Genomic DNA, 25,732 nt, shown 5'->3' with positions numbered 1-25,732 from the left:
CCTATATATTTCCGCATGATTCCATAGATTCGAGGTTAGCTTTGGATACTTTTTCTATCGAAGCCGATTTGACAAAAGTAACAACCTTTTGTTAACGTTAAGTTGTTACTTGTTAATTTTTAGGTATATCTCATTCTACACTATAGAAGAAAGGGAGATTTTATGAGATTCGGTAAATTATTAAAGATAGGATTGGCCTTCGCACTAATGTTAGTATTAGCTGCTTGTGGCTCAGATGATGAAGGCACGAAAAATAAAGAGAAAAAAGAAGTGAACTTAGTCTATGTTGAATGGGATACGGAAATTGCCTCTACACACGTAGTAGGACAAGTTCTAGAGGATTTAGGATATGATACAACACTAACACCACTAGATAACGGAGTTATGTGGGAAGCTCTTGCAAAAGGAGAAGTTGATGGTATGGTGTCAGCTTGGTTACCACAAACACATGCCCCACAAGTTGAGAAGTACAAAGATAAAATAGTCGATTTGGGTGAAAACCTAACTGGTGCAAAAATTGGCATGGTTGTCCCTAGTTATATGGATGTAAATTCTATCGAAGATTTAACAGATGAAGCTGGTAAAACGATAACTGGCATTGATCCAGGAGCAAATATGACAGCAACTACGGAAAATGCTTATAAAGAATATAGTAACCTTGAAGGCTGGAATGTACTTACCTCATCTGGAGGCGCAATGACAGCAGCTCTTAGTCAAGCAATTGAAAAAAATGAAGAAATCATAGTTACAGGTTGGTCACCTCACTGGAAATTTAATGCTTTTGATTTAAAATATTTAGACGATCCTAAAGGCATATACGGAGCTGAAGAATATATTGGTACGTTTGCACGTAAAGGATTAAAAGAAGATAATCCAGGAGCATATAGTGTTCTCAAAAACTTCCACTGGACTGCAGAAGATATAGAAAGTGTTATGTTTGATATTATGGAAGGCTCTGATCCTAAAGAAGCAGCAAAAAAATGGATTAAAGACAATGAAGATAAAGTTTCAGAGTGGACAAAAGATGTAAAATAACACAAATGATGAGCTTTTATAAGCTCTGTTCAACAATTCGACTTCGACATGAGAAGTTCAGGTATTACATATTGTGTAGTATAAATGCTCACGCAAAAAGTTAGATTACTCTGATACACTTAATCAACAAAAAATCCATTTACTAAGCAATCAGTAAATGGATTTTTTCATGTTATTTTAATACCTCCGAATGGAAATGGCCCTCTTAAGTAAAGATACATAAGATTCTTGTCTAAACAAATGAAATTTTAAAAATAAACTATTTACTAAAAAGAGGAGACCAGCTAAAAAAATAACCCCTTTTATGTGGATGATTCCACTTAAATATCCACCAAGTAAAGGACCAATTAGATTTCCTAAAAATAAAGCACTATGATAATAACCGAATGTTAAACTTTCCATTTTTTCAGGTGCATATTTTCGTATTAAACTTATTACCGATGGGAGAAGTCCACCTATAAACATTCCCATTAAGAACCTAGCGAGTAGAAAAAGCCATATAGAAGAAACCAATGCTTGAGAAACATAACAAATAAAATTCCCAAACAAAGAAATTAACAAAATAATTTCAGGACCTACTTGATCTGCTTTTCTTCCTAAAATGGGAGAAAAGATCATAATAGAGAAACCCGAGATAGAAACCGATAACCCTACCATCGTTGTTAAAAAGCTATCATTGTTCCACATACTTTCTACATACGTAGCCAGAAATGGTGAAGTACTCATCGTTGAAAACTGAATAAGAAATCCAACCATAAACAAAATTCCAATTAGAGGTTCTTTCATAATTTCCTGTAGTTCAGAGAAAAAATTAATACGTCTTTTTTTAGATGTCGGAACTTTCAAGGTATTTGGTTCAGGCTTATTAATTTCTGTTAAAAAAAATAAAATAAGTGCTCCTGAAATCAGTAACATAGCGCTTGACACATAAAGGATTTTATAAAATCCTATCCACTGCCCCAAAACTCCACCTATTAAAGGCCCAAAAATATTTCCGGTGTAAGCACCTGATTGGGCTACACCGAGTGCATAACCTATTTTTTCTTTAGGGGTATTCATTGTAATAAATGGAGAAGATGCAGGGATAAATCCACCAAAAATCCCTAAGATAAAACGTAGAACTAATAGATGCCAAGCTGTCGTGCTATAGGTCATTAAGAATGTGGCAAACGCCATTCCAATTGCTGAACGGATTAGAATAGTTTTCCTACTCGTTCGATCTGCAATTTTCCCCCATATCGGCTGAAAAATAAAAGCAGATAAAAAAGTAGCTCCAAAAATCATCCCTGTCCAAAGCTGAATATCAGTTTGAGTGTGAACACCTAAATCACTTTTAAGATAGACTGGAATAAAAGGTATAATTAAGCTAAATGCGGACATGACTAAAAATTGTGCAATGCTCAAAATATACATATTCTTTTTCCAAACTTCCAATTATATACCCTTCTTTCACTGATTTAATAGTTTCATAGAATGTACAGGATATCTATCACCAACTGCTGAACCTACAGGTATAGCTTTATTTATGAAATCCTTTACATCATTTGGCAATTCAAAATCTATTGCAGCTATATTTTCTTTTAAGTAGGATCTCCTTTTTGTCCCTGGTATAGGGATAATATCTTCCCCATCAGACATCAACCATATTAATGCTAGTTGTGCAGGACTAATATTTAGTTGGTTTGCTATATCTTCTAGCTGTCGAATCAAAGAAAGGTTTTGATTGAAGTTGCCTCCCTGAAATCGAGGTGCGTTCCTTCTAAAATCGTTTTCTACAAATTTATCAACCGACTTAATTTTTCCAGATAAAAACCCTCGTCCCAGAGGACTATATGGTACAACAGCGATATTTAGTTTACGGCAAAGGGGCAATATTTCCTCTTCAATATCTCTAGTCCATATTGAATACTCTGTCTGTAATGCAGCTATAGGATGTACTTTTTGTGCTCGTTTTATCGTTTGAGAAGATACTTCTGAAAGCCCAATATGTCGTACTTTACCTTCTTCAACTAATTCCTTCATAGCACCAACTGTCTCTTCTATAGGAACGCTGGGATCTACACGGTGTAGATAATATAAATCGATGTAGTCAGTATTTAACCGTCTTAGGCTTGCTTCACAGGCCTTTTTTACATATTCCGGGCTGCCGTTAATTTGCATTACCTTCCCACTCTCATCTCTTACAAAAGCAAATTTGGTAGCTATGTTTATCTGTTGTCTGACATTTTTTAATGCTTGACCGACTAATTCTTCGTTTTTCCCCACTCCATATTGATCAGCTGTATCAAAAAAGTTAACACCAAGTTCTAAGGCGTAATGCAGTGTAGCAATCGATTCCTCATCATTTTGAGTTCCATAGTATTCTGACATGCCCATACATCCTAATCCTAAGGATGAGACACTTAAATCTCCAATAGATCGATATTTCATTTTTTCTCCTCCAATCTTTCTATAGCATGAAATTATATCGATTAGAGTGCACTATAACGCAAATGTATTTTTTCCCATTTCTCATAAAAAAAAGACCTTTTAGAAAGGTCTCTTTTAAACTTATTTAATTATATTACAGATATATCGATTAACCATTTTTATCCATTTAAATTAATTAGAAGGCTCTGATTTCCGCTACGAGCTACTCGCTTTGTTGCTGACGCTTCGCTTTCGCACAGATAAAACATTTGTTGCTGACGCTTCGCTTTCGCACAGATAAAACATTTGTCGCTGACGCTTCGCTCTCGCGCAGAGCAAGGCTTCCTGCGGGCGGGAGTCGAGTAGCCCTACGCTACGATCAGTTAAAATGGACATACATTAGCAAAATATCAACAAAAAAATCCTTTTATCACTCAATAATAAACCTATATTTTCCTAATCAACACGTTTGATTATATTACTTAACTTTTTCCTCCAAATTTTTATAGTAGTCAATTTTTTCATTAATCTTAGTTAAATTGTTTTCTAGTTGCTTAATTTGATTAAGAACATTATCTTGATGAACTTCTAATAGTTCTCGTCTTTCAGTAACGGTAGAATCACCTTGACGTCTTAGGTCTGCAAATTTTTTCATATCACTTACAGGCATTTCTGTGTTACGTAACATAATGAGAAAATCTATACATGAAATATCGTTCTTTGAGTATTTACGATATCCATTTTCATCCCTTTCAATCTCACATAAAAGACCAATATTTTCATAATAGCGTAGCGTGTAAGAACTAAGACCAGTGATTGAGGATATATCCCGAATAGTTAATAATTTTTCCATATTTTTATTATAACACACTTGCTTTATAGTGCACTCTAAGGAGTATCTTTGATTCTAGATTCAGTTTTTAATAGTTTTTTAGGAGGAATTTTTAATGAATATAGGGATTTTTGTTTTAGCACTTGCCACATTTGTTGCTGGTACAGTGGAGTTGGTGATCGCGGGGATAATAAACATGATTGCAGAAGATTTACATGTTTCTGTAGGAGCAGTCGGTCAGTTGGTCTCAGTTTTTTCATTAGTTTTTGCCTTTGGGGCTCCAGTACTTATTGCTCTAACTTCTAAAGTAGAAAAACGTAAATTACTGCTCATAGCAATGTTAACTTTTCTAGGTGGTAATATTTTATCTATAGTTAGTCCGAATTTTACAACCTTATTAATAGCCAGAATTATTCTTGCAGCTAGCTGCTCTATTGTGGTTGTCACTTCCGTAACAATGGCTGCCAAAACTGTTGCAACGGAATTAAGAGGAAGAGCTATTGGATTAATTTTCATGGGTTTAAGTGCATCATTAGTGTTAGGTGTACCACTAGGAACTATTATCGGTCAAAATTTTGGTTGGAGAATGACATTTGTATTAGTTGCAGTCTTAAGTATTGTTTCTATGTTAGGAATCATTAAGTTTTTACCTAAGGTTCCACCACAACCAGCCATTCCTTTACGTAAGCAAATAGCCACATTAAAAAGTAAAAAAATCGCATCAATCCAGCTCATATCCGTTTTGGAGCTAACTGGTCATTTCATCGTTTATACTTATTTCACGCTTTTTCTTAAAACAACAATGGACTTATCAACAAATATGATTAGTATGGTCTTACTGGTTTTTGGTATAGCTGGAATAACAGGTGGTTGGATTGGTGGCTGGGCATCCGATAAATTTGGAGGAGCAAAAACTATACTCACATTTCTTATACTTTTTGCAGTTTCCTTGTTCCTATTACCTTATGCAACAGGATCAATGATAAGTTTATTGATCGTTGTCGTACTATACGGTGCGATGGTTTGGGCTCTTAGTCCAGCAGTACAAAATTATCTAGCCGAGTCTGCTCCAGATTCCTCAGATATCCAATTAGGTTTAAATACTTCATTTTTACATCTTGGAGTAGCTTTAGGTTCTGGTTTTGGTGGTTTACTTGTAGACTACTATTCCGTAACTATCAACACGTGGGTAGCTGGTATTATGGTAGTGTTAGCCCTTATCTCTGCTATTTATTCGCTAACGATAAACCGTAGAGGAAATTCTTCAATTCAAGGACTATAACTAAAAGGATAGGAAGACGCCCAGTTTTCAACACAAAATGGATAGTTTAATAAACTACTACTCTTAAAAAGTTGGTGCCGTTTTATTTGTGAAGAGAAACTACTGGGGCCAACTAAAAGTTCTCTAAGTAATATAAAATCAAGGACTGCATCACTAATTAAAGCAGAAAATCCATCTACTATAAGCCAGTAGATGGATTTTTTATGTCATTTTAATATCCCTGATGGAAGCCATCCCTTTGAAAGTATGTTTGATATGTGACCCAATATTTAACTTTACGTTTTCCAGTTATCCTTAACATCCCGAGAAATTTATACTGACACATCAATAATTACTCAAACTGATAATCTTCATTATAAGAATGCTCAAATATATTTAATATTTCTAGTAACTGTATAGCCTCCGTTTGGTATTCATTAGATGAATCTTCAGCAAATTCTTTTAAAGATACTTTGTATTTATTATATGTTTTTGGAGCAAATGGGATATACTTTTCATTCCCTTCATCAACTTTATATAACATTTCAGCATATACTTCTAAAGTATAATTCCACGTGTCATGCGGATTTATAAATTCCAATTCACCGTTTGAATTTTGGCCTAATGCTAGAGCTGATATATTTTTATAATCAAAGGAAACTTCTACTGGTTCTTTTAAAGATTTGAGTTTTTTTACGGATAATTGTTCATCTATTTGAAAATCCTCTTTAAAGATAGTTATATCATCCGCAGCAACTTCCCTATAAAAATGAATAGCGTTCCTGTGAAGCTGGCTATATTCTTCACTATTTTTTGTTTTTATACTTAATGCTTTTAAAAGTCTACTTTCTAATAGTTCATATTTCGCGTTGAAATATAGAACATCTTTAAAATATTCATTTTCTGAAATACCTAAAGCCTTGAATAAATCACCATATTCAGATACTGCTTTTGTTTGAGAAAATTCATGAAGAAATTCTGTATTTTTTTGTTTAGCAAGTTCTTCAATCTCCTTATCATTAACTTTAATACCTTTACTTTGAGCAAAAGTCATCATTGCCGTTTGCCCAATAAGCGAATCAAAACTAAGCGATTCAGCCTCTGCTCTAGTCCAAAATGCAGATTGGAAATATTGCATATCATATACATCTACACTAAAAAAAGTTTTGTTCAGAGGTTCAATATGGACTTTTTCAAGATTATATTCTTTTAGAAGTTTAGAATATTTGTTACTTGTAACGTCTACAGTACTTTCTGTTGGTGTAATTACTCCTAAAATAAAAATAATACAACTTACGGTTACAATTGTCGTAATGAATCCGAATAAATGCTTAGGATATAAGGCCAGAGTCTTTTTTGGTTTCTGATTTTTATAATTTAACATTCTTTCTATCGACTTTTCGGAGGGAAGATTATTCTTTTCAAAAAAATGATCCAAACTCTTTTTTATCTGTTCTTTATTCATTGAATATCGCCTCCTCCTCTTTTAGTAACTTTTTTAACTTTTCACGTCCTCGAGCAAGCCTAGTCTTTACCGTATTTTCAGATAAATCTAGTAAAACTCCTATTTCTTTAACGGAATAATCCAAATAATAATATAAGTAGATCACTTCTCTATATTTTATTGATAAATTAAATACATGTTCGTAGAGCTCTTTGTTACTACTCCTTTCTTCAGCTAATTCTTCGGTTGACTTTGAATGATTAAAAAATGATGTAAAAGTATTTGTTAGTTGATAGTTGCGATAAGACCAACTTCGTAATATATCGTAACTGCGATTAATGGTCATACGAATTAAATAAGTTTTGTAATTTGATTCTCCACGGAACTGTTCTTGCCGCTCAAAAGCTTTTATCATGACATCCTGTACAATATCTTCAGCCAATTGGACATTTTTCACATATGAGTATGCAATTTTAAATAAATCCTTCATGTATTCTCTTGCTACCTCATCAAAATCCATCCAACATTCACCACCTCATTAAATTAGACGTATGTAAAAAGTGCACCGTTTCGATTTTTATAAAAAAAGGCGCATCACGATAACTTGAGATTGATTTCCGTTCCGACTGGGCGATTTCAATCAACTTAGCCACATGACATACGTTTTAACAGCATGTCATCCACCCCCAACTTTCAGTGACGAACAAAAAATAAAGTGCAGCTTTTTGACAAACTCTTATAAGCTTCACTTTTTTTACTACTATATTTTTTGAATAAAGAAAGGACTGTCCCCAAAAGGCATTTTTCATTGCCTTTTGGGACAGTCCCTTGTTAGTTAACCATTATTTTAATACTTCCGGATGGAAGCCATCTTTTTGGAAGTAATTTTCATGTGACCAAACATTTAGTTTTGCTTTTTCCGCATCTTGCTGAATTTCTCTAAATTCATCCTCAAACGTATTGTTTGGTTTATGGATAAAGCGAACCGCTGCAAGCCCTTCTTTTAGTAATGATTCCTGTAACATTACATCATCAATAAAGACATAAGCTAATAAGCGATCATAGTTATCTGTTTCTGGTCCAACATCGTAAACCGCTTCAACCTTTTTAGCGTTTTCTAGCAATTTAATCGTATAGTCCTTCGCATCTTCAGCATAAGGCTGTGCTTCACCTTTGTTATAATTCATCTCTGGTGTATCTACCATCAGCAAACGAATTTTTTCTTTCTTGCCATTTATTGTCGCCTGAATTGTATCACCATCATATGCTTTAATATAGTCTACATCAAAGCGCTTATTTCCTGTTTTTTCTTCAACCTGTTCAATAGAAATAATGCCATGCTGGTCGGTAGTTGTTGCATCCTTTTCTTCGGCTGGTGATCTGCCAAAAATCATATACAATGCAACGGCTAGAATAATTGTACCACTCGTAATTAACGTTTTTATATCTTGCATTTTCATGTAGTAGGTCCCTCACAACTTTCCATCTTTATTACACTTTAAAGAACTTTCTATAATCAAAAGTCCTTAAAAGTTTCACGATGTTTCTATTGTAAAATATCAGGCTACTACATTCAAGCTATGTAGATGCTATGGCAACCCAATGATTTGGGGATACTTCAACAAGCTGACTATTTTCTATCTCATAGCGTGTTTGTACCTCTTCATTTTCTGCATCCATATGTTTTTGCTTTTCTATCGCCGGATCTGGAATTGGTATTGAGCGCAATAAAGCTTGTGTATACGGATGCTGCGGATTGGCGTACAGCTCCTCACTTTCTGCAAGCTCTACAATCTTCCCACCATACATGACAGCGACACGATCACTAATATGTTTAACCATAGACAAATCATGAGCAATAAATAAGTATGTCAATCCTAGGCGCTGCTGTAAATCCTTTAGCAAGTCTACAATCTGCTTTTGAATAGAAACATCAAGTGCTGAAAGTGGTTCATCACAAACGATAAAATTTGGCTCCACTGCTAAAGCTCTTGCGATGCCAATACGTTGACGCTGACCACCGGAAAATTCATGTGGATAACGCACTGCATGTTCTTTGTTTAAGCCTACAAGTTCCAGTAATTCCTCCACACGCTGTTGACGCTCTTCATTCGTTTTAACGAGTTTATGAATGTCTAGAGCTTCTCCAATAATATCTACTATTTTTTTTCGAGGATTTAACGAGGAATATGGATCTTGGAAAATAATTTGCATATGACGACGCATTGCTTTAAGCTGCTTTTTCGTTAGTCTTGTAATGGGTATACCTTGATACAAGACCTCTCCATTCGTAGGTTGATGAAGCTGTAAAATAGTTCGGCCTGTCGTAGATTTCCCGGAGCCTGATTCGCCTACTAAGCCTAATGTTTCTCCTGGGTATATATGGAACGACAAATCATTGACTGCCTTCACCGTTTGACCGCGACCTAATGCGAATTCCTTTGAAAGATGTGTCACTTCGATTAATGGTTTATTTTTATCAATTCCTAGCTGTACATTCGCAATTGGTTTGGGCTGTTTTTTCTCATGGAGCTTAGGCAAAGCATTTAATAGTTTTTTAGTATAAGGATGTTGAGCATTCGCAAAGATTTCCTCTGTTGTACCTTGCTCAACAATCTCGCCTTCCTTCATAACAATAAGTCGATCGCACATACCAGCAACAACGCCTAAATCATGTGTAATTAATATGATTGAGGTACCCATCTTTTTTTGCATATCTCGCATTAATTTTAAGATTTGCGCTTGAATGGTTACATCAAGGGCTGTTGTCGGTTCATCTGCAATTAGTAAAGAAGGATGACAAGCAAGTGCCATGGCGATCATAGCACGTTGGCGCATTCCCCCTGAAAATTCATGCGGATATTGTTTATAGCGTTCTTCTGCATCTCGAATGCCTACAAGCTTTAATAACTCTATTGTTTGCTTATATGCCTCTGCTTTGGACATTGACTGATGCTTTATTAAACTTTCGGACACTTGGTCTCCAATACGAATAGTTGGATTTGTGGATGTCATTGGATCTTGAAAAATCATACTAATATCTTGTCCACGGATTGCCTCCATTTGTTTTTCACTCAATGAAGTAATCTCTTGTCCTTTAAACAAAATAGTTCCTGACTTTAGAAATGAAGGTGGCGATGGTAATAAACGCATAATTGAACGAGCCGTTACACTTTTTCCACTACCTGACTCTCCTACTATTCCGAGTGTTTCACCTTTATTTACATGAAAATTAACGCCTTTAACGGCTTCAAATTCTGTCTCTCCCGTTATAAAAGATACACGAAGATCGCTTATTTCTAGAAGCTTTTCACTCATTCAATCCATCCTTTTGTAAATTTTGTGATTGACTTAATTACTAGTATAATTCATACTTTACAATACTGATAGGAATTATACAATATAAAAAATATTGAATCTTCATCCTGCAATTCATTTAGTAGGACCTCGCTAAAAATGAGTTGACTACTAAGCGTGTGTTGATGTTGTTTTGTCCACACTTTAGAATCTATTATTTTACTTACGTCTGGAGGAAATGCATGGTTATTTCACAAGATCATTCTACAACTAAGGAACATGTATTCTTTTTTTCAGTTTATCAAAAGCTCATGCACCATAAGTCTTACAATGCGCTGCTCTTTCTTTTAAGTATTTTAGTACACCCTTTTACATACTTATCTTATCGGAAAAGAAAACATTCACATCAATACCAGCAAGCTTTTGAGAAACGAAGACAGTACTACAAAGAAAAGGGTTTATTCACACAATGGCAGGTTGAGTTTGCTGAGCAAGAATTAGCCAAAGCTAAATTTTTTCATGAATCTGTGCCAGAAAAACAAATACAGGAAACTGCTTCGAAATTAGCAGAAGCAAAACTTCAGCAACTAGTAGCGCAAGATTTATTGAAAGATGGCTTAGAAGATCAATCCTATTTACAATTTTTTAGTCAGCAGCTTAAACATAAAAACTTTGTGGTCCTTACTTTTTTACCGGCTGTTTTATTTTATGTAGTACTCATATTGTTTGCGAATCCATTTCTGCAATTTGTTATTGAACGAATACTACAAAGCTTCATTGTTATAGTAGGTGTCGCAACACTGGTGTTTACAATTTTGTATTTGTCGCCATTCGATCCAGCAAGAAACTTACTTGGTGTTGCGGCAACGCCAGAGCAAATAACTAACTTTAATCACATTCATGGCTTGGATCAGCCTTATTTATCTCAATTATGGAATGCTTTATCTGGCCTATTCACATTTGATTTAGGTACTTCCTTTGCAGGGAAAGAAGATGTTACACAAAGCATTGTAAACAAATTTCCTGTCACACTTGAAATAGCCATCCTATCATTATTAATGGCTATCGCTATTGCCATTCCAGTCGGCATTATTTCGGCCGTTCGTCCAAATTCATATTTGGATTATACGTTTATGTTCATTGCCTTAATTGGATTATCCATTCCAAGCTTCTGGCAAGGATTGATATTTATTTTAACGTTTGCATTAAAGCTACAGTGGTTCCCAGCTACGTACAATCCTCAAAACTGGTTATCTTTAATAATGCCAGTTATTGTCTTGGGTACATCCATTACGGCTTCCATTGCTCGTATGACAAGATCCAGTATGCTTGAGGTCATACATGAGGATTACATTATTACAGCGAAAGCAAAAGGCTTAAATGAATTTAAAGTGATTACAAAGCATGCTATTCGCAATGCCATGATTCCAATTATTACAGTGATTGGGCTTCTCTTTGGCGGCATGTTAGGTGGGGCATCTGTTACAGAAAAAGTTTTCAATATTAGTGGTATTGGTAGCTATATTGTTGACAAACAGTTTATTCCGGATATCCCAGCTATCCTTGGTGGGGTCGTCTATATTGCCATCACAATTTCGATCGTTAATTTACTCATCGATATTTTGTATGCTTTTTTCGATCCACGCATTCGTTCGAAAATGAAGAAGTCTTAAAGGGGGATCATCTGTGAAAAACAGCTTACATGTCAAACTACTTTTGAAGATTACACAGGAATATGTCAATTCACATTTTACATTTGTCTTTTCCTTACTGTTTTTCTTTATTGTTTCTAGCTTATAGCTATAATTTTTCTACTCAAAGTTGGCGACCAATTGTCTTAATCTTTTTCATTATTTATGCAATCACCACAACCTATATTGGTTTCCTAACTTTACGAATTAAACAGGATTTAGCAAGCCATGGTGACATACAAAAAAGCACTCGAATACTTGGTTATCCACTGTTATTAACAATAGTTTCAGGCAATATTTTCTCTACATCGTTTGCGTTTATGCTTGTGTCAAAAAGAAAGACAGCTGAATATACTTTTGCTGCCTATGCATTCATCACTCAACTTTTCATTATCGGTATTTCAGCACTGAACTTATTTAAACCGTATGTCACAGATACGTTTTTACTAGCGATGGGGCTTTTCTTACTCCTTGCACTCTTTTATATTGTGATGTTAATTCTGTGTGCAAAATATGTGACTTCAGAGGCTGCGCCGAAATGGATGCTGTTACCTGGTATTTTGCTGCTTATCGCCTCTTTGACTGGCAATCTTTTTGCGACATTGCTAGGGTATAGCCTTATTCAAAAAGCTCGAAAGGCAAATCCATCTACAATCGAAAAATGGCAAAAAATTTGGGAAAAGATTTTACGCAATACGATGGCCGTCTTCGGATTATTTTTCATCGTATTTATGTTTTCTTTATCCGTAACAAGCTCTTGGACATTTGACTATGACTTTGCGACTGAAAATAATTATGGAGCATTGTTACAAACACCTTCGTTAGAATATCCATTAGGCACTGATAATTACGGACGTGATTTATTTTCTCGTATTGTTTTCGGTGCACAAATATCGCTCATTGTAGGATTTTTCTCAACGATTATCCCTGCATTAATTGGCGGAACACTTGGAGCATTTTCAGGTTATTACGGAAAAGCGACTGACAACATGATCATGCGAAGTCTTGATATTTTATATGCCATTCCTGGAATTTTACTAGCTATCGCCATTATTGCTGCCTTTGGTGCCAATACCGTTAATTTAATCATCGCACTAAGCGTTGGAGCAATTCCGACATATGCTCGTACAATGCGCGCAAATGTCATGCAGCTTTCTAATTTTGAATTCGTGGAATCAGCTAGAGCATTGGGGGCATCTGATGCTGCAATCATCTTTAAACATATTGTTCCAAACTCGTTAGCACCAATGATTGTTAAAGCAACATTAACCATTGGCGGCGCTGTTATTTCAACAAGTAGTTTAAGCTTTTTAGGGCTCGGCATTGAGCCACACATTCCTGAATGGGGCAATATTCTAAAAGTTGGTAGTACGTACCTGGAAACGCATTCCTATGTTGCTATTTTCCCAGGTCTTTGTATTATGCTTCTCGTTCTCTCCTTTAACTTCTTAGGTGATGGTTTGCGAGATGCTTTAGATCCAAAATCAAATTAACAATGGAGGTTCTTAAATGAAAAGATTACTTGTATTCTTATTCATAGCAGTGTTAGCATTAGCAGGCTGCGTACAAACAAAAACTGACGTAGAAGGCAGTAAAGATTCAAAAGGTAAAGGTAAAAAAGCAATTGAAGTTTTAGGAATGGCCGCTTCCGAGGAAGATATGAATATTGTTCGTGATCAACTAGTTAAAAATGGCTTTGATGTTAAACTAAATATTCAACCTGATTATGGTTCATTTTCAGCACAAAAAGAAGCTGGCAATTATGATTTAGCGCTTTCGAGCTGGACAACAGTAACAGGAAATCCTGACTATGCTGTTCGTGGTTTATTTAAAACGGGCGGTGACTATAGTATTGTAGCTGATTCAAAATTAGATGCTCTCATCGAAGAAGCAAGTACATTAACGGGTGATGAAGCTGCAGCAAAATATAAAGAATTAGAACAGCTCTTAGTATTCGACCAAGCTTATATTGCGCCGTTATATATTTCAAATAAATATCAAGGGATTTACTCTGAATTAGTGAACCCAAAAACGGTGCATCTACCAAAATCTCGTGCGCAAGTATGGGAAAGCATAGAATTTACTGATTCATCCAAAAATGCAACTGAACCTTTGATTTTACATCAAACAATTAGTTCGTTAACATCGCTTGATCCTATTAAAGGAAATGATGGTTCTATTAATGCATTAAATACAAATATGTATGTTCGTCTTGTCAACTTAACAGATACAGACGAAGTCGTTTCAAATGGTTCATTATCTTATAATCATGCTATTGCTGAAGGTAGCCAAGAATATTATTTCATCTTACGTGATGATATTAACTTCACTGCTATAAAAGATGGTGCTGCTGTTGATACAGGTGACTTAGTTTCAGCGGAAGACGTTGTATTTTCATTAAACCGTGCAAAAGATTCAAAATCAGTACCAGACCATCGCACATACAGTCTTCATGAAAATATCGAAAAAGTCGAAACGGTTTCTGACTTAGCTGAATTACAAAAGAAAAAAGTTGCAGGCTCTGATCAATCTGTGTTTGAGGCTTTATCTCAAAACCTTCCTGCTTCCGTAACGCAATTAGCGAAAGATAAGGGAACTGTTAATAATGCAGCTGGCGCATACCAAGTTGTTAAAATTACAACACCAACACCATTCCCACAAGTGTTAAATTATTTAGCACACCAATCTGGTGGTATCGTATCAGAAAAACAAGTAACAAGCATTAACACATATGATGTAGCAAGCTATAATCCAGACAAGGATATCGCATATGGTGATCAAGCAACAGTGACAGAAGGTGCAGCGACATACAACAACCAGCTATATGCAAGCGGCCCTTACATTCTCGTGAAGAAAAATGATTACGAAGCACAATTTGTGAAAAACCCAGCTTACCGTGCAGGTAGTGAATATGAACCGAAGATTGCAAAAATCAATGTTCGTTTTATTGAAGATAATGATAGTGCATTATCCGCATTACGTAATGGTGAGATCCACGTTCTTCAGACAGTACCAGAAACAAAGCTAGATATTGTAAAATCTGATACTAAACTAACGTTAAATACTGCTGATAGTAATGCAGTAGCATATTTACAAATGAATACATCTGGTCGCGCTATATCAGATTCAGTAGACTTACGTAAAGCAATTCTTTACTCTATTAATCAAGATGAGTTCATTAGCTACTACCAAGGCAATAAAAAACCTGCTGTATCCACTCTTTCACCACTAGTTAATACAGGCTTAAAACTTGAGGCAGACAGTGAAAAAGTAACAGAGTTTTTAAAAGCCTCTAATGATTAATTATTAAAAATAAGTGTGTAAGTATACTAAACAATTGTCTAAGCATCTAAAAAACAGAGCCTTCTCAAATTATTGAGGAGGCTCTGTTCAGCATGTCGACAAAAGAATAAATATAAAATAAGTGTATCAATAAACAAAGGTTGATTTTCACTCCGAGTTGGCGCTTTCCGCGGGCTTGGCTTCAATCTCCTCGTCACTACGTTCCTGCGGGGCTTTCAGCGCAAGCTCATCCCGTAGGAGTCGCCACTCTCCGTGAAAAATCAACAGCTCCTCATCATTAATATGGGGTGAAAAGCTGAACTAAAATGGTATAATGCTACGATTAAAATACTAAAAAAACCCAACCTATGGGATATGTTTGATTATTTTTCATCCAAGGCAAGCCTCACATGTAGGAAAACGAGACGGTTTCGACGATCCTCACAAAATGCCGTATGTCGGGGTCTTACTATTAGATCACCATACAGCTTTATGCAATCAGGAGTAGCGTTTGTCTACAGTCTGCCCAGAGCCTCCTCAAATTATTGAGAAGGCTCTGGGCAGACTGTTAAAAAAATAGTCAAGAAAATCTTTATGAATGTTTGAATGTTGTGGAGCTTTAGAGGAGGATTTTCGTTCTAGGGATACACGCTTTCCTTGGGTAAGAGCCCAGCCGGAACGGAAATCACCCCCGCTTTGCTGAAAAGCCATATTTTATTTACAACATAAAGAGAGCCTTCTCAAATTATTGAGAAGGCTCTGTAATATATATTAATACTCCATTAAATCTCATTATGTGATTTTGATTTTGGTCCTAGCTCTTCTGGCTCGATATCTGCAAATGTGCCGCCTTCTTCTTCTAAGTCACGCATACGATGTGCAATACGTGATGCGGCAGAAGCTGCGATACTGCCAACTAAATCATCTAAAAACGTATTTACATGATGGCCAGGTTCTGTATCAAGCTTCTTAATAATACCGATTTTTTGCTTGTCTAAGTGTCCAAAAGTTGTTACCGCTATGCTACCATATGTAAAAACAGCTCCAAGGGCGATTGTTTCATCCACACCAAATAAACCCTCATCGGATTCTATTATTTGCTGTAATGGTGCAGATAATAACTTTTTCTCTGCAAGTTCATCTAATTCAATACCTACTAATAAAGCATGTTGAACTTCACGCTTACGTAATACACGCTCAACAGAATGAACACAGTGCTCTAATGTTAAACCTTCATTATAGGATTTTTGCATTTCATAAACAATTTCAGCAATATCCTTTAGCGATACACCGCGACGAATGAGTGCAGCATGGGCTGCTTTCGCTACTTCATCAGAGTGTATACGAGTACTTTTATTATGCATAACTAACCCTCATTTCGATTTTATTGCTAGTAAGTGCTAGCCCAACCTATTATACCTTTACTTTGGCAGTATGGTACAATTTTGTTACAAACACAAGAAGGAGTGTCATCATTGGATAAGGGAACTGTACAAGATTTAAAGTTCTATAGTGAAGCGTTACAGGAGGAATTACAGCTCTACATTTATGTTCCTGCAAATTATTCTCCACTATATAAATATAATATTTTAATTGCATCAGACGGCAAAGATTACTTCCAGATTGGAGGTATTACAAAACTTGCTGATGAACTTATTGATGACTATGAAATCGAAAATTTAATCATTGCATTCGTTCCTTATAAGGACATTAAGGATCGACGTCACAAATATATTCCAAGTGGAGAGCAACATGAAGCATATCTTCGTTTTTTAGCGCATGAGCTTGTGCCATATTTAGACGCTGAATATGCAACCTATCAAATGGGGATGAGCCGCGGAGTCATTGGTGACTCGATGGCTGCAACCGCTTCCTTAATGGCTGCATTAAAATATCCAAGTATTTTTGGTAAGGTCATTTTACAATCGCCGTATGTGGACGAAGATGTTTTGACAGCTGTAGAGAATTTTAAAGATCCAGGCTCAATTTCTATTTACCATATTGTTGGCAAAGAAGAAGATAAAGTTGTCACGATGGATAAAACAATTAAAGATTTTTTAACCCCAAATCGTCAGCTGCATAATCTTATGTTAAACAAAGGATTTTCTACATTTTATGAAGAATTTGATGGCAATCATACATGGAAATATTGGAAACCTGATTTACGTCGTGCATTAATTGAAAATTTCAATTAATATGGGCGATTCAAATTACGAAAAGGGAAATTTCTGTTATACTTTAAGAGAAAAATTGTTTATTTTCGGGAGGTAATGGACTATGAAGTACGGTATTGTGGCATTTCCATCAAAAAAATTGCAAGATTTAGCGAATACTTATCGTAAACGTTACGATCCTCATTATGCGAAAATTACTCCGCATATAACATTAAAGGACAGCTTTGATGCAACGGATGAAGATATTCAATCCATCGTAAAGCAATTAGATGCACTTGTTGCCAAATATGCACCTTTAAACATTCATGCATCACGCATAAGTTCGTTTTTCCCTACGACAAATGCGATTTATTTCCGCATTGAACCAACTGAACAATTAACAGGATTCCACCAAGCTCTAGAAGAGCAAGTACCTTTTAGTGGGACTAAACACGTATTTGTACCACATATTACTATTGCTCAAAAACTGAAGGACTCCGAGCACGATGACATTTTTGGGCAATTACGCATGACAGGTGTTGACGAAAAAGATACAATTGACCGCATTCATCTTTTATACCAATTGGAAGACGGCTCGTGGACAACATATGAAACATTCCGTTTGACTGGAGCTGAGTAATACTTGTATAACGTTAAGATTGTTGAAACAACAAAGGAACATGATGATGCGTTTGCAGTCCGCAAAAAAGTTTTTGTTGAAGAGCAAGGTGTGCCGCTTCATCTAGAATGTGATGCTGAGGATGCAACCGCAACGCATTTCATTATGTACGAAGGCACTGCCCCTGTAGGTGCTGCACGTTTACGCAGTATCGAGGACGATGCCGTGAAAATTGAACGTGTCAGTATCTTACAGGATCAGCGCGGTAAAAAACTAGGTGCTTTAATTATGAAGGAAATGGAGAAGTATGCCATTTCAATTAATAAGAAAAAACTAAAACTCCATGCACAAAGCTATGCTATTCCTTTTTATGAAAAGCTCGGCTACACAGTAACATCTCCTGAGTTTATGGATGCTGGTATCCCACATCGTGCTATGGAAAAAACGATTTAACATAATGAACCAAATAGGTGTTACGAAAATGCTACGGCATATCGTAACACCCTTTTTTTATTTTTCTACAAAACTTAAAAGGTTGATTTATAGATGAACATCCATTCAACCAACCTATCATGTTATTTCATCATTTTAGTAATTTTATCGAAATCTAGTGAAGCGCCATCTTGAATAATAGATTGTACTAATTTATCTTCAAGCTCTTGCGTAATTTGTCTATTGGACACCTTACTTACGCGTCGTACGATTTTTCTTACTTGTTTTTCATTTTTAAAATCAGCATGTTGAATTGCATTTGCTAATGCGAAGATTTCATCCATCGATACCCCAGTTTTTTGTTCAATTGAATTAAAAAATCCGCGATTCATGTTCCCCCTCCTATCAGTTAAAATTTATATTTATTTTCACTGTTGTTTTCATGCACGAAACATTTGACAACTAGTGAAGGCTTTAAACTTTATTCAGATAATGGTGCACTCTGAAGAAAAGCTAAAGCCTCTTATCGACTGTCACATTAATCAAATTAAATGATAGTAGCGCCAACAATGATTAGAAGAATAAATAGGACAACAATTAAGACAAATGTTGAACTATGCCCATGTCCGTAACCATAGTAACCGCCATGGCAACCGTCATGGTGACCACCATAGTAACCGCCATAATCTCCTCCGTAACAACCATCAGCGTGCCCTCCATACGGATGCGCGCCCCAGCCTTGATATCCCATAAAAATACCCCTCCCTTCTATAACCTATAATATGTTTAGGTTGTAAAAATGGGTGGGGTATTCGTCTAGTCAACATTTCCTTTTGGTTTAAATATTAATGCTCCGATAAAGCCAAAAACAACGGCAGCACTGATTCCTGAGCTTGTCACCTCAAACATCCCAGTTAACACACCTACAAGCCCATGTCTTTCTGCCTCAACAATTGCACCATGCGTTAAAGAATTCCCAAAAGATGTAATAGGAACAGTTGCACCGGCACCAGCAAAATTAATAAGTGGGTCATACAAACCCATTCCGGCAAGAATTGCACCAGCTACGACTAGCGTACTTAATGTATGTCCAGGTGTTAATTTACCAACATCCATTAATAATTGCCCTATGGCGCAAATAATACCTCCTACAAAAAACGCAAACACAAATGTCATAACCATAGCTTTTGCCTCATTTCATTGTAATTTCAATCGCATGTGCCGTACATGGAATTGTCTCGCCCTGTTGAAATGAAAGCGGAGACAGTAATGCTCCTGTCGCCACAAGAAGTACTCGTTTATAGGTACCTGCTCGCATCTGTTGGATCACATAACTAAAAAAAACAGCTGCTGAACAACCTGCGCCACTTGCACCGGATTGGAATGTCTCATCCTGTCCATAAAACTCATCACCCGCATCACGTAAAGGTTTTAACTCCTCACTCTTTACGCCACTTTCAACAAACATTCCTTTTAGAAGTTTTAACCCAAGATGACCTAAATCACCTGTTAAAATTAAATCATAGTGGTACATTTTTTGATCACGCTGCTCTAAATGTGATTGAATGGTCTGAAAAGCGGCCGGTGCCATCGCTGCGCCCATGTGAAATGGATCATCCATACCGTAATCAACCGATTTTCCAATAGTTGCTGCTTCAATAGAAGGGTATTCCTCATGATGCTTACCAATAAGAGCATAACCAGCAGCCGTTACCGTCCATTGAGCAGTTCGGGGCTTTTGCGAGCCATAATTGATTGGATAGCGGAATTGTCGCTCAACCGCATTGTGTTGACTGGATGCACCAGCTAGCGATAAATTGGCGGCACCTATTTCTGTTAAAAGGCTCGCAACAATTACTGAAGAAACAGAGGTGGCACACGCTGAGAATAATCCAATAAAAGGAATATCTAAATCCCTCGCTGCAAAATTGGTTGGTGTCATTTGATTAATTAAATCGCCACCCATAAAGTAATCTATGTCCGGATTTTTCACGCCCGCTTTTTTCATAGCAATTTCACAGGCCTCTTGAACCATTTTTCGATGACCCTGTTCATTTGTTTTCATTTGCCATCGTTCATCATCGTAAGTCGCATCAAAATGTTGACTAAAAATACTACGTTTCTCTAGTGGACCTGCTACCACACCACTGGCTATTAAGGACGGCTTCGATTGAAAGACAATTACCATGAAACCACTCCTATCGTTACAAGAATGAATTTAATAAGTGCAATAAAAAAGGCAGAGACAACACCAAATAATACAACTGACCCAGCTAATTTAAATAAATTTCCACCAACACCAAGTACTAATCCTTCAGATCTATGCTCAATAGCAGCAGAAATAACAGCATTACCAAACCCTGTAACAGGCACAGCTGATCCAGCCCCAGCAAATTGACCAATTTTCTTATATAAACCCAAGCCTGTTAAAATCATGGCGAAAAATACCATTGTTGCAACAGTTGGATTTCCGGCTGTCGCTTCGGTAAAATCAAAGAAAATTATATAAAAAAGAGAGACGGCCTGTCCGATTGTACAAATAAGGCCACCTACTAAAAATGCCTTTGCAACATTCTTAAAATAGGGCGGTTTCGGCGTGACATTTTGTTCTAATTTTTGGTATTGTTCTTTTTCCACTATGTTTCCTCCTTCGCCAGTTTTTTTAATTTCTTTATTTTATCTTTCAGTTTATTATCTTCAACTTGATCCCTTTTTATTTTATTGGCTTCATAAAATATTTTATAATCAGCTGAGACAAAAACATCTTTGTTTGGATATTTTTCATCAAATTTCTTTTGCAACTTTTTCTCTAATTTAGCCTTTTTCCACTTATCCCATTGTTTAATTTGAACTGCTACAAGCATACTATTGTCATATTGAATAACCGTTGTTTTGTCTACAAATTTCTGTTCTTTTAAAATGGCTTCAACTTCCTTTTCATTTTCCGGTGAACCGTAGACAATAAATTTTTCTTTTTCACCGCAACCACTTAAAAGCGATAAACTGACTAATAGAGGTAACATCATTCCTAATAGCTTCAAGTTTTACCCTCCTTTTCTTTAAAGTTTCTCCAGACATATAAAAACTATTCATTTGACTATATATACAAAGGCCCGAGTCCATTTTTCATAAGTACATATTGTAGAAGTAGTAACGAGGAAAGGAGGTGACAATATGGGTTGTGGCAAGCCAACAAATCCTATTGGACCAATCCATTCAGCAGGCTGCGTTTGTGACGTAGTACGCGCTATTTTAGACATTCAAAATCAAGCGGTGAGAGAAGAATGTCAACCATGTACAGCTAACTGTTTCTTAGAACCACTTGGAGGCATAGTAAGTCCCGCACGCTCTCATGCAGATACACGTGTATTTATGTTAATTACCAAAGATGGTACTCCTTTTAAAGCATTTTTTAGTTCTCCAACAGCAGAACCAGATATATGCACATCAGTGTTTTTCCGTGTAGAAGATATGTTCGATGAATGCTGCGCTACTTTGCGTGTTTTAGAGCCTTTATGTTCATTTGACTCCAGTGAAAGTACAGTAGATCTATTAAGTCGTGATGGCTGCTGTGTCAACATGAAAAAAATATGTAAAGTAGATGATTGGAATTCAACTGAGAGCTGTATTACTGTAGATTTATCATGCTTCTGCGCTGTACAATGTATCGCTGATGTTGACTTAGGGATTTGTGAATAATCTTTTCTCCTTTGACACACTACACATAAAAAAAGTGTACAGCATCCTCTGCTGTACACTTTTTTCATAAGGTTGGTAATTGTTTACCTCGCCATAATATTCGTTCTATGTCCTCAAAATATATAATTTCTTGTGTCTTTAATTCTAAAGAAGTAAGCATCATTGAATCGGACTGCACTTCAGATGCACTACCGCGTAAATTCCTACCGTCTTTTAAACATATTACTAGCGGTTGATAAGCTTTTTGCCGAAACGGCTTTTCTAAAAATTGAAGTTGCTTTAGTAAATACGGATCTATTTGTACTTCTTCTTTTTCTTCAATAGTCTGTTCATTGTAATAGCCGTCCTTCATATACACTGATGTACTTTCATCCAAATCAAGTTCATGCAGGACCTTGGAAATTTTCAGAAAATATGATGGCGATTTTATAAACAAGCGTGGCTCTTGATCCACATTACTCACTTCCCTTTTTCCATACAATATGCAAAAGAAAGGAATTTGGTTCTCAGCCTATTTGGCTTATGAACACTGTCGCTAAACCTAAGTAAATTAAAATACTTGTAATATCATTTAATGTTGTAATAAATGGACCTGATGCGACAGCTGGATCAATCTTCATGCGGTGCATAAGCAGTGGAATAAAAGAACCTGCAAGTGTTGCTACTAAAATAGAACCACAAAGCGCTGCTCCCACAAGCATTCCAAGAATCAACTCTTGTTTCCAAACATAGATAATGCCGATTACAATCAACCCACAAACAATTCCAGACATTAAGCCTGTACCGGCCTCACGTAGTAGTAATTTTAGCTTGCTATGTTCTTCGACATCTCCTGTTGCAATTCCTCGAATAGCTACCGCTAGTGCCTGTGTTCCACTATTTCCAGAAGTACCTGAAATGAGAGGGATAAACACTGCGAGTAACGCAACTTGTTCTAGCGTTGCCTCAAATTGTCCCATCAAATTTGCTGTCAACATCCCTAAAAACAGCAATATGACAAGCCATGGTAATCGTTTTTTAGCCGCTTGTAACGAGGTCGTATCAAATTTATCCATATCGGAAATACCCGCTAATTTAGAGTAATCCTCCGATGCTTCCTCATCAATAACGTCAATAATATCGTCGACTGTGATAATCCCTAGTAATTCTCCCTTGTCGTCGATAACTGGAGTTGCTAAGAAATTATAGTCCTTCATAATTTGAGCAACCTCTTCTTGGTCATCCCCAGCATGCACCATCACAACACGTTCATTCATAATCGAACGTATAAGGGTATCTTCATCAGCAATAATTAAATCACGAAGTGAAATAACGCCTGTTAATCGATGTGCCTCATCAACAACAAAAATATAATAAATGGTTTCGGCATCTGGCGCCTCTTTCCGTAAAATCGCCATCGCTGAACGAACAGTGGAATTTTCTGGTATAGCTACATATTCAGTCGTCATAATAGAACCAGCTGTATCTTCGTCATAGCTTAATAACTCATTAATTTCTTCAGCTGTTTCCTCATCCATCATGCCTAAATAGCTTTCACGTTGTTTCGTATCTAACTCATTTAAAACGTCTGCTGCATCATCCGCATACATATGAGAAAGCATTTCTGCACCATATGACGGATCCATCTCAGCTAGATACGCTGTGTATTCATCATCATCTATTTCGATTGACTCAAAAATATCAGCCATTTCCGTCGGAGACAAGAACGAATAGATGATCTTTCGTATATCAGGTTCCACCTTCTCATAAAACGTTGCCTGATCATATGGATGAAGCTCTAAAAACTCATCGCGGAATGCGTTTATATCATGTGCTTCGAGCATTTCTCGCAAACGTGCTTCGTCGAATTGCACATCATTCTTTTCATTTCTTTCCTCTATCATGCTTGTCCCCTCCTTCCGAGCAATCAATCATTCATACGGGGAATGCCGTAAATCTACCTTTTATATAATAGAGTGTATTGTACCTTTTCTGCAAACCCTTTTTTTACTACTTAGCACTTACGACATCGCTGCAATCCAATTGGATAAATTTGCGGGTAAAAGTTTCTATTTTATCCTATTACCATAACGTGTGGTTGATTTCCGTTCCGACTGGGCGCTTTGTAGCTGCCGCTTTGCTTTCGCTACAGAAAACATTTGTTGTTGCTGTCGCTTCGCTTTCGCACAGATAAAACAATTGTTGCTGTCGCTTCGCTTTCGCACAGATAAAACAATTGTTGCTGTCGCTTCGCTTTCGCACAGATAAAACATTTGTTGCCGCTTCGCTTTCGCACAGATAAAACATTTGCTGTCGCTCCGCTTTCGCACAGATAAAACAATTGTTGCTGTCGCTTCGCTTTCGCGCAGAGCTTCCTGGGGGCGTCCGAGGAGTCGCCCAGTCTCCACTACAATCAACTTATATACCTAACATACATTCAAAAAAAATGTCATGCTCAACTATGGTACTGAGCCTAAAAAACCTCTACTCTACTTTATCCTACAATCACTTTCTTTTCTGTTAACGTGCTGTTAAGAAAACTTATTACTTTTATAGAAAATAAAATGATAAGGAGATGCCCGTTTGTGCGAACATCTCCTTACATAAACATGATTTAGTAATAGTTTTACACAATTAGTGAACTAAAGACTGTTTAGATAGTCTTCGGTATAGTGTAGTTTTTCCAAAATTCAAGCTAAGGAGTCATTTAATAATCGCTGCATATCTTCGTTTAAGTTACTTGTGAATTGTAAACTCTTACCTGTCAAAGGATGAAGCATCTTTAAGGACACACAATGTAGGGCTTGTCTATTAATATGTTCACGACTTCCGCCATAAAGTTCATCTCCAACAAGTGGATGTCCCAGATAGGCCATATGTACACGAATTTGATGTGTACGCCCCGTGTGCAACTTTAGTCGTATATGTGTCAGCGGCTCATCCTGTAAATAAAAACATCTTAAAATTTCCACATCTGTATGGGCAAATTGACCGTCTTCACGCACTTCTCGCTCAATGATACTCGTCTCTTTACGTCCAATAGGAGCAATGATTGAGTGTATATCTTGTGCAACATGTCCATGTACAATCGCTTCATATTGTCGAGAAATTGCTCCATTGCGCTGTGCAAGCCCCGTTAAATGATGGATATGAGCATGTTTAGCAATGCATAACAAACCAGAAGTATCACGATCAAGTCTCGTTACGATATGGGCAGTAGATGCTAGACCTTGCTGCTGAAAATGACCGCACACTAGATTGGCTACACTTTGTGTTGGGTGCTCTCGTGAAGGAATCGTACTCTGATGTGCTGGCTTATTAAGCACTAAGATAGTTTCGTCTTCATAAACAATAGCAAGTTCACCATACTCAACAGCGAGCCCTTCACTTTTTTCTTCGGGGGGAAATTTAACTTCAACTCGATCCCCAACGTGAAGAGGATGTCTAACATTGCGTTCGACATCATTCACTGTCAGTAAGCCCCCATCAAATTTAATGGCCGTTAAAGCTCGCTTAGAGATGCGCCATTCAGTTAAGGCCTCCCGTAGTAGTTGACCTTCCTTTTGTGCTATAAAATGCAGTGTAAATCTTGTATCCAT

The 25,732-nt window shown here is 36.6% G+C and carries 27 protein-coding genes and 1 pseudogene; 9 read left to right on the top strand and 19 right to left on the bottom strand.

Annotated features, from left to right (window positions below; translation table 11 throughout):
* The first annotated feature begins 162 nt into the window (after positions 1-162).
* Complete coding sequence (locus FJQ98_RS04650; RefSeq protein ID WP_053596269.1) at positions 163-1,035, top strand: glycine betaine ABC transporter substrate-binding protein; 873 nt, start codon at positions 163-165, stop codon at positions 1,033-1,035.
* 177 nt (positions 1,036-1,212) lie between these two features.
* Here the strand turns inward: FJQ98_RS04650 and FJQ98_RS04645 are convergent, their stop codons facing one another.
* From FJQ98_RS04645 to FJQ98_RS04630, 4 genes are all read right to left on the bottom strand, one after another.
* Positions 1,213-2,469, bottom strand: a complete 1,257-nt coding sequence (locus FJQ98_RS04645) for an MFS transporter (protein WP_053596270.1) — start codon at positions 2,467-2,469, stop codon at positions 1,213-1,215.
* Positions 2,470-2,484: 15 nt separating this feature from the next.
* Positions 2,485-3,465: an aldo/keto reductase gene (locus FJQ98_RS04640; protein WP_053596271.1), complete on the bottom strand. Its 981-nt coding sequence runs from the start codon at positions 3,463-3,465 to the stop codon at positions 2,485-2,487.
* A 195-nt stretch (positions 3,466-3,660) separates the two neighbouring features.
* Complete coding sequence (locus tag FJQ98_RS04635) at positions 3,661-3,840, bottom strand: hypothetical protein (protein WP_143114966.1); 180 nt, start codon at positions 3,838-3,840, stop codon at positions 3,661-3,663.
* An 82-nt stretch (positions 3,841-3,922) separates the two neighbouring features.
* Positions 3,923-4,297: a MerR family transcriptional regulator gene (locus tag FJQ98_RS04630; protein ID WP_053596272.1), complete on the bottom strand. Its 375-nt coding sequence runs from the start codon at positions 4,295-4,297 to the stop codon at positions 3,923-3,925.
* Between the two features lie 94 nt (positions 4,298-4,391).
* On the opposite strand from FJQ98_RS04630, the gene FJQ98_RS04625 reads away from it, so the two are divergent.
* A complete protein-coding gene (locus tag FJQ98_RS04625) occupies positions 4,392-5,558 on the top strand; it encodes an MFS transporter (protein ID WP_053596273.1) in 1,167 nt (388 codons plus the stop codon).
* A 331-nt stretch (positions 5,559-5,889) separates the two neighbouring features.
* Here the strand turns inward: FJQ98_RS04625 and FJQ98_RS04620 are convergent, their stop codons facing one another.
* The 4 genes from FJQ98_RS04620 to FJQ98_RS04605 all read right to left on the bottom strand — a co-directional run bounded on the left by FJQ98_RS04620 (position 5,890) and on the right by FJQ98_RS04605 (position 10,299).
* Positions 5,890-7,002, bottom strand: a complete 1,113-nt coding sequence (locus tag FJQ98_RS04620; RefSeq protein WP_053596274.1) for a hypothetical protein — start codon at positions 7,000-7,002, stop codon at positions 5,890-5,892.
* Positions 6,995-7,501: a sigma-70 family RNA polymerase sigma factor gene (locus FJQ98_RS04615; RefSeq protein ID WP_053596275.1), complete on the bottom strand. Its 507-nt coding sequence runs from the start codon at positions 7,499-7,501 to the stop codon at positions 6,995-6,997. The genes FJQ98_RS04620 and FJQ98_RS04615 overlap by 8 nt, the downstream gene beginning before the upstream one ends.
* A 322-nt stretch (positions 7,502-7,823) precedes the next feature.
* Entirely contained in the window at positions 7,824-8,441 is a 618-nt protein-coding gene (locus FJQ98_RS04610) for a thermonuclease family protein (protein ID WP_053596276.1), read from the bottom strand.
* Positions 8,442-8,559: 118 nt separating this feature from the next.
* Positions 8,560-10,299 (bottom strand): ABC transporter ATP-binding protein, encoded by a 1,740-nt coding sequence (locus tag FJQ98_RS04605; protein ID WP_053596277.1) that lies wholly within the window; start codon positions 10,297-10,299, stop codon positions 8,560-8,562.
* 221 nt (positions 10,300-10,520) lie between these two features.
* Here FJQ98_RS04605 and FJQ98_RS04600 point away from each other — a divergent pair, with 221 nt between their 5' ends.
* From FJQ98_RS04600 to FJQ98_RS04590, 3 genes and pseudogenes are all read left to right on the top strand, one after another.
* On the top strand, positions 10,521-11,951 hold the full coding sequence (locus FJQ98_RS04600; protein WP_053596278.1) for an ABC transporter permease: 1,431 nt from the start codon (positions 10,521-10,523) through the stop codon (positions 11,949-11,951).
* Positions 11,952-11,964: 13 nt separating this feature from the next.
* Positions 11,965-13,462, top strand: a pseudogene (locus tag FJQ98_RS04595) (ABC transporter permease).
* 16 nt (positions 13,463-13,478) lie between these two features.
* Positions 13,479-15,272 carry an ABC transporter substrate-binding protein gene (locus FJQ98_RS04590; protein WP_053596280.1) on the top strand — a complete coding sequence of 598 codons (1,794 nt, stop codon included), beginning with the start codon at positions 13,479-13,481 and terminating at the stop codon, positions 15,270-15,272.
* Positions 15,273-16,033: 761 nt separating this feature from the next.
* Here FJQ98_RS04590 and FJQ98_RS04585 read toward each other — a convergent pair.
* On the bottom strand, positions 16,034-16,615 hold the full coding sequence (locus FJQ98_RS04585) for a phosphatidylglycerophosphatase A family protein (RefSeq protein WP_053596281.1): 582 nt from the start codon (positions 16,613-16,615) through the stop codon (positions 16,034-16,036).
* 111 nt (positions 16,616-16,726) lie between these two features.
* Here FJQ98_RS04585 and FJQ98_RS04580 point away from each other — a divergent pair, with 111 nt between their 5' ends.
* The 3 genes from FJQ98_RS04580 (at position 16,727) to FJQ98_RS04570 (ending at position 18,476) form a co-directional block, all read left to right on the top strand.
* Positions 16,727-17,446, top strand: a complete 720-nt coding sequence (locus FJQ98_RS04580; protein ID WP_053596282.1) for an alpha/beta hydrolase — start codon at positions 16,727-16,729, stop codon at positions 17,444-17,446.
* 82 nt (positions 17,447-17,528) lie between these two features.
* Positions 17,529-18,044 carry a YjcG family protein gene (locus FJQ98_RS04575; protein WP_053596283.1) on the top strand — a complete coding sequence of 172 codons (516 nt, stop codon included), beginning with the start codon at positions 17,529-17,531 and terminating at the stop codon, positions 18,042-18,044.
* A gap of 3 nt (positions 18,045-18,047) precedes the next feature.
* Entirely contained in the window at positions 18,048-18,476 is a 429-nt protein-coding gene (locus FJQ98_RS04570) for a GNAT family N-acetyltransferase (RefSeq protein WP_053596284.1), read from the top strand.
* 122 nt (positions 18,477-18,598) lie between these two features.
* Here the strand turns inward: FJQ98_RS04570 and FJQ98_RS04565 are convergent, their stop codons facing one another.
* The 6 genes from FJQ98_RS04565 to FJQ98_RS04540 form a co-directional block, all read right to left on the bottom strand.
* Positions 18,599-18,847, bottom strand: a complete 249-nt coding sequence (locus tag FJQ98_RS04565; protein ID WP_053596285.1) for a stage VI sporulation protein F — start codon at positions 18,845-18,847, stop codon at positions 18,599-18,601.
* Positions 18,848-19,002: 155 nt separating this feature from the next.
* Positions 19,003-19,206, bottom strand: coding sequence for a YjcZ family sporulation protein (locus tag FJQ98_RS27135; RefSeq protein ID WP_053596286.1), 204 nt, complete (start codon positions 19,204-19,206; stop codon positions 19,003-19,005).
* A 65-nt stretch (positions 19,207-19,271) separates the two neighbouring features.
* Positions 19,272-19,631, bottom strand: coding sequence for a stage V sporulation protein AE (spoVAE, locus tag FJQ98_RS04555; RefSeq protein WP_425492697.1), 360 nt, complete (start codon positions 19,629-19,631; stop codon positions 19,272-19,274).
* 16 nt (positions 19,632-19,647) lie between these two features.
* Complete coding sequence (locus FJQ98_RS04550; RefSeq protein WP_053596288.1) at positions 19,648-20,643, bottom strand: stage V sporulation protein AD; 996 nt, start codon at positions 20,641-20,643, stop codon at positions 19,648-19,650.
* Complete coding sequence (gene spoVAC / locus FJQ98_RS04545; protein WP_053596289.1) at positions 20,637-21,092, bottom strand: stage V sporulation protein AC; 456 nt, start codon at positions 21,090-21,092, stop codon at positions 20,637-20,639. The genes FJQ98_RS04550 and spoVAC overlap by 7 nt, the downstream gene beginning before the upstream one ends.
* Positions 21,092-21,496 carry a YhcN/YlaJ family sporulation lipoprotein gene (locus FJQ98_RS04540; RefSeq protein WP_241774617.1) on the bottom strand — a complete coding sequence of 135 codons (405 nt, stop codon included), beginning with the start codon at positions 21,494-21,496 and terminating at the stop codon, positions 21,092-21,094. Before FJQ98_RS04540 ends, spoVAC begins: the two co-directional genes overlap by 1 nt.
* A 133-nt stretch (positions 21,497-21,629) precedes the next feature.
* Between FJQ98_RS04540 and FJQ98_RS04535 the strand changes: the two genes are divergently transcribed.
* Complete coding sequence (locus tag FJQ98_RS04535; RefSeq protein ID WP_053596290.1) at positions 21,630-22,154, top strand: CotY/CotZ family spore coat protein; 525 nt, start codon at positions 21,630-21,632, stop codon at positions 22,152-22,154.
* A gap of 64 nt (positions 22,155-22,218) precedes the next feature.
* Here the strand turns inward: FJQ98_RS04535 and FJQ98_RS04530 are convergent, their stop codons facing one another.
* The 4 genes from FJQ98_RS04530 to FJQ98_RS04515 all read right to left on the bottom strand — a co-directional run bounded on the left by FJQ98_RS04530 (position 22,219) and on the right by FJQ98_RS04515 (position 25,732).
* Entirely contained in the window at positions 22,219-22,608 is a 390-nt protein-coding gene (locus FJQ98_RS04530; RefSeq protein WP_053596291.1) for a hypothetical protein, read from the bottom strand.
* A gap of 52 nt (positions 22,609-22,660) precedes the next feature.
* Positions 22,661-24,037 (bottom strand): magnesium transporter, encoded by a 1,377-nt coding sequence (gene mgtE, locus FJQ98_RS04525; protein WP_053596292.1) that lies wholly within the window; start codon positions 24,035-24,037, stop codon positions 22,661-22,663.
* Positions 24,038-24,215: 178 nt separating this feature from the next.
* On the bottom strand, positions 24,216-24,440 hold the full coding sequence (locus tag FJQ98_RS04520) for a hypothetical protein (protein ID WP_201406633.1): 225 nt from the start codon (positions 24,438-24,440) through the stop codon (positions 24,216-24,218).
* 383 nt (positions 24,441-24,823) lie between these two features.
* Positions 24,824-25,732, bottom strand: coding sequence for an RluA family pseudouridine synthase (locus tag FJQ98_RS04515; RefSeq protein WP_053596495.1), 909 nt, complete (start codon positions 25,730-25,732; stop codon positions 24,824-24,826).

This window comes from Lysinibacillus agricola (genome assembly GCF_016638705.1).
Classification (GTDB): Bacteria; Bacillota; Bacilli; order Bacillales_A; family Planococcaceae; genus Lysinibacillus; species Lysinibacillus agricola.
The sequence above is the reverse complement of the archived record's forward strand: the minus strand, read 5'-3'. Positions and strand labels throughout refer to the sequence as shown.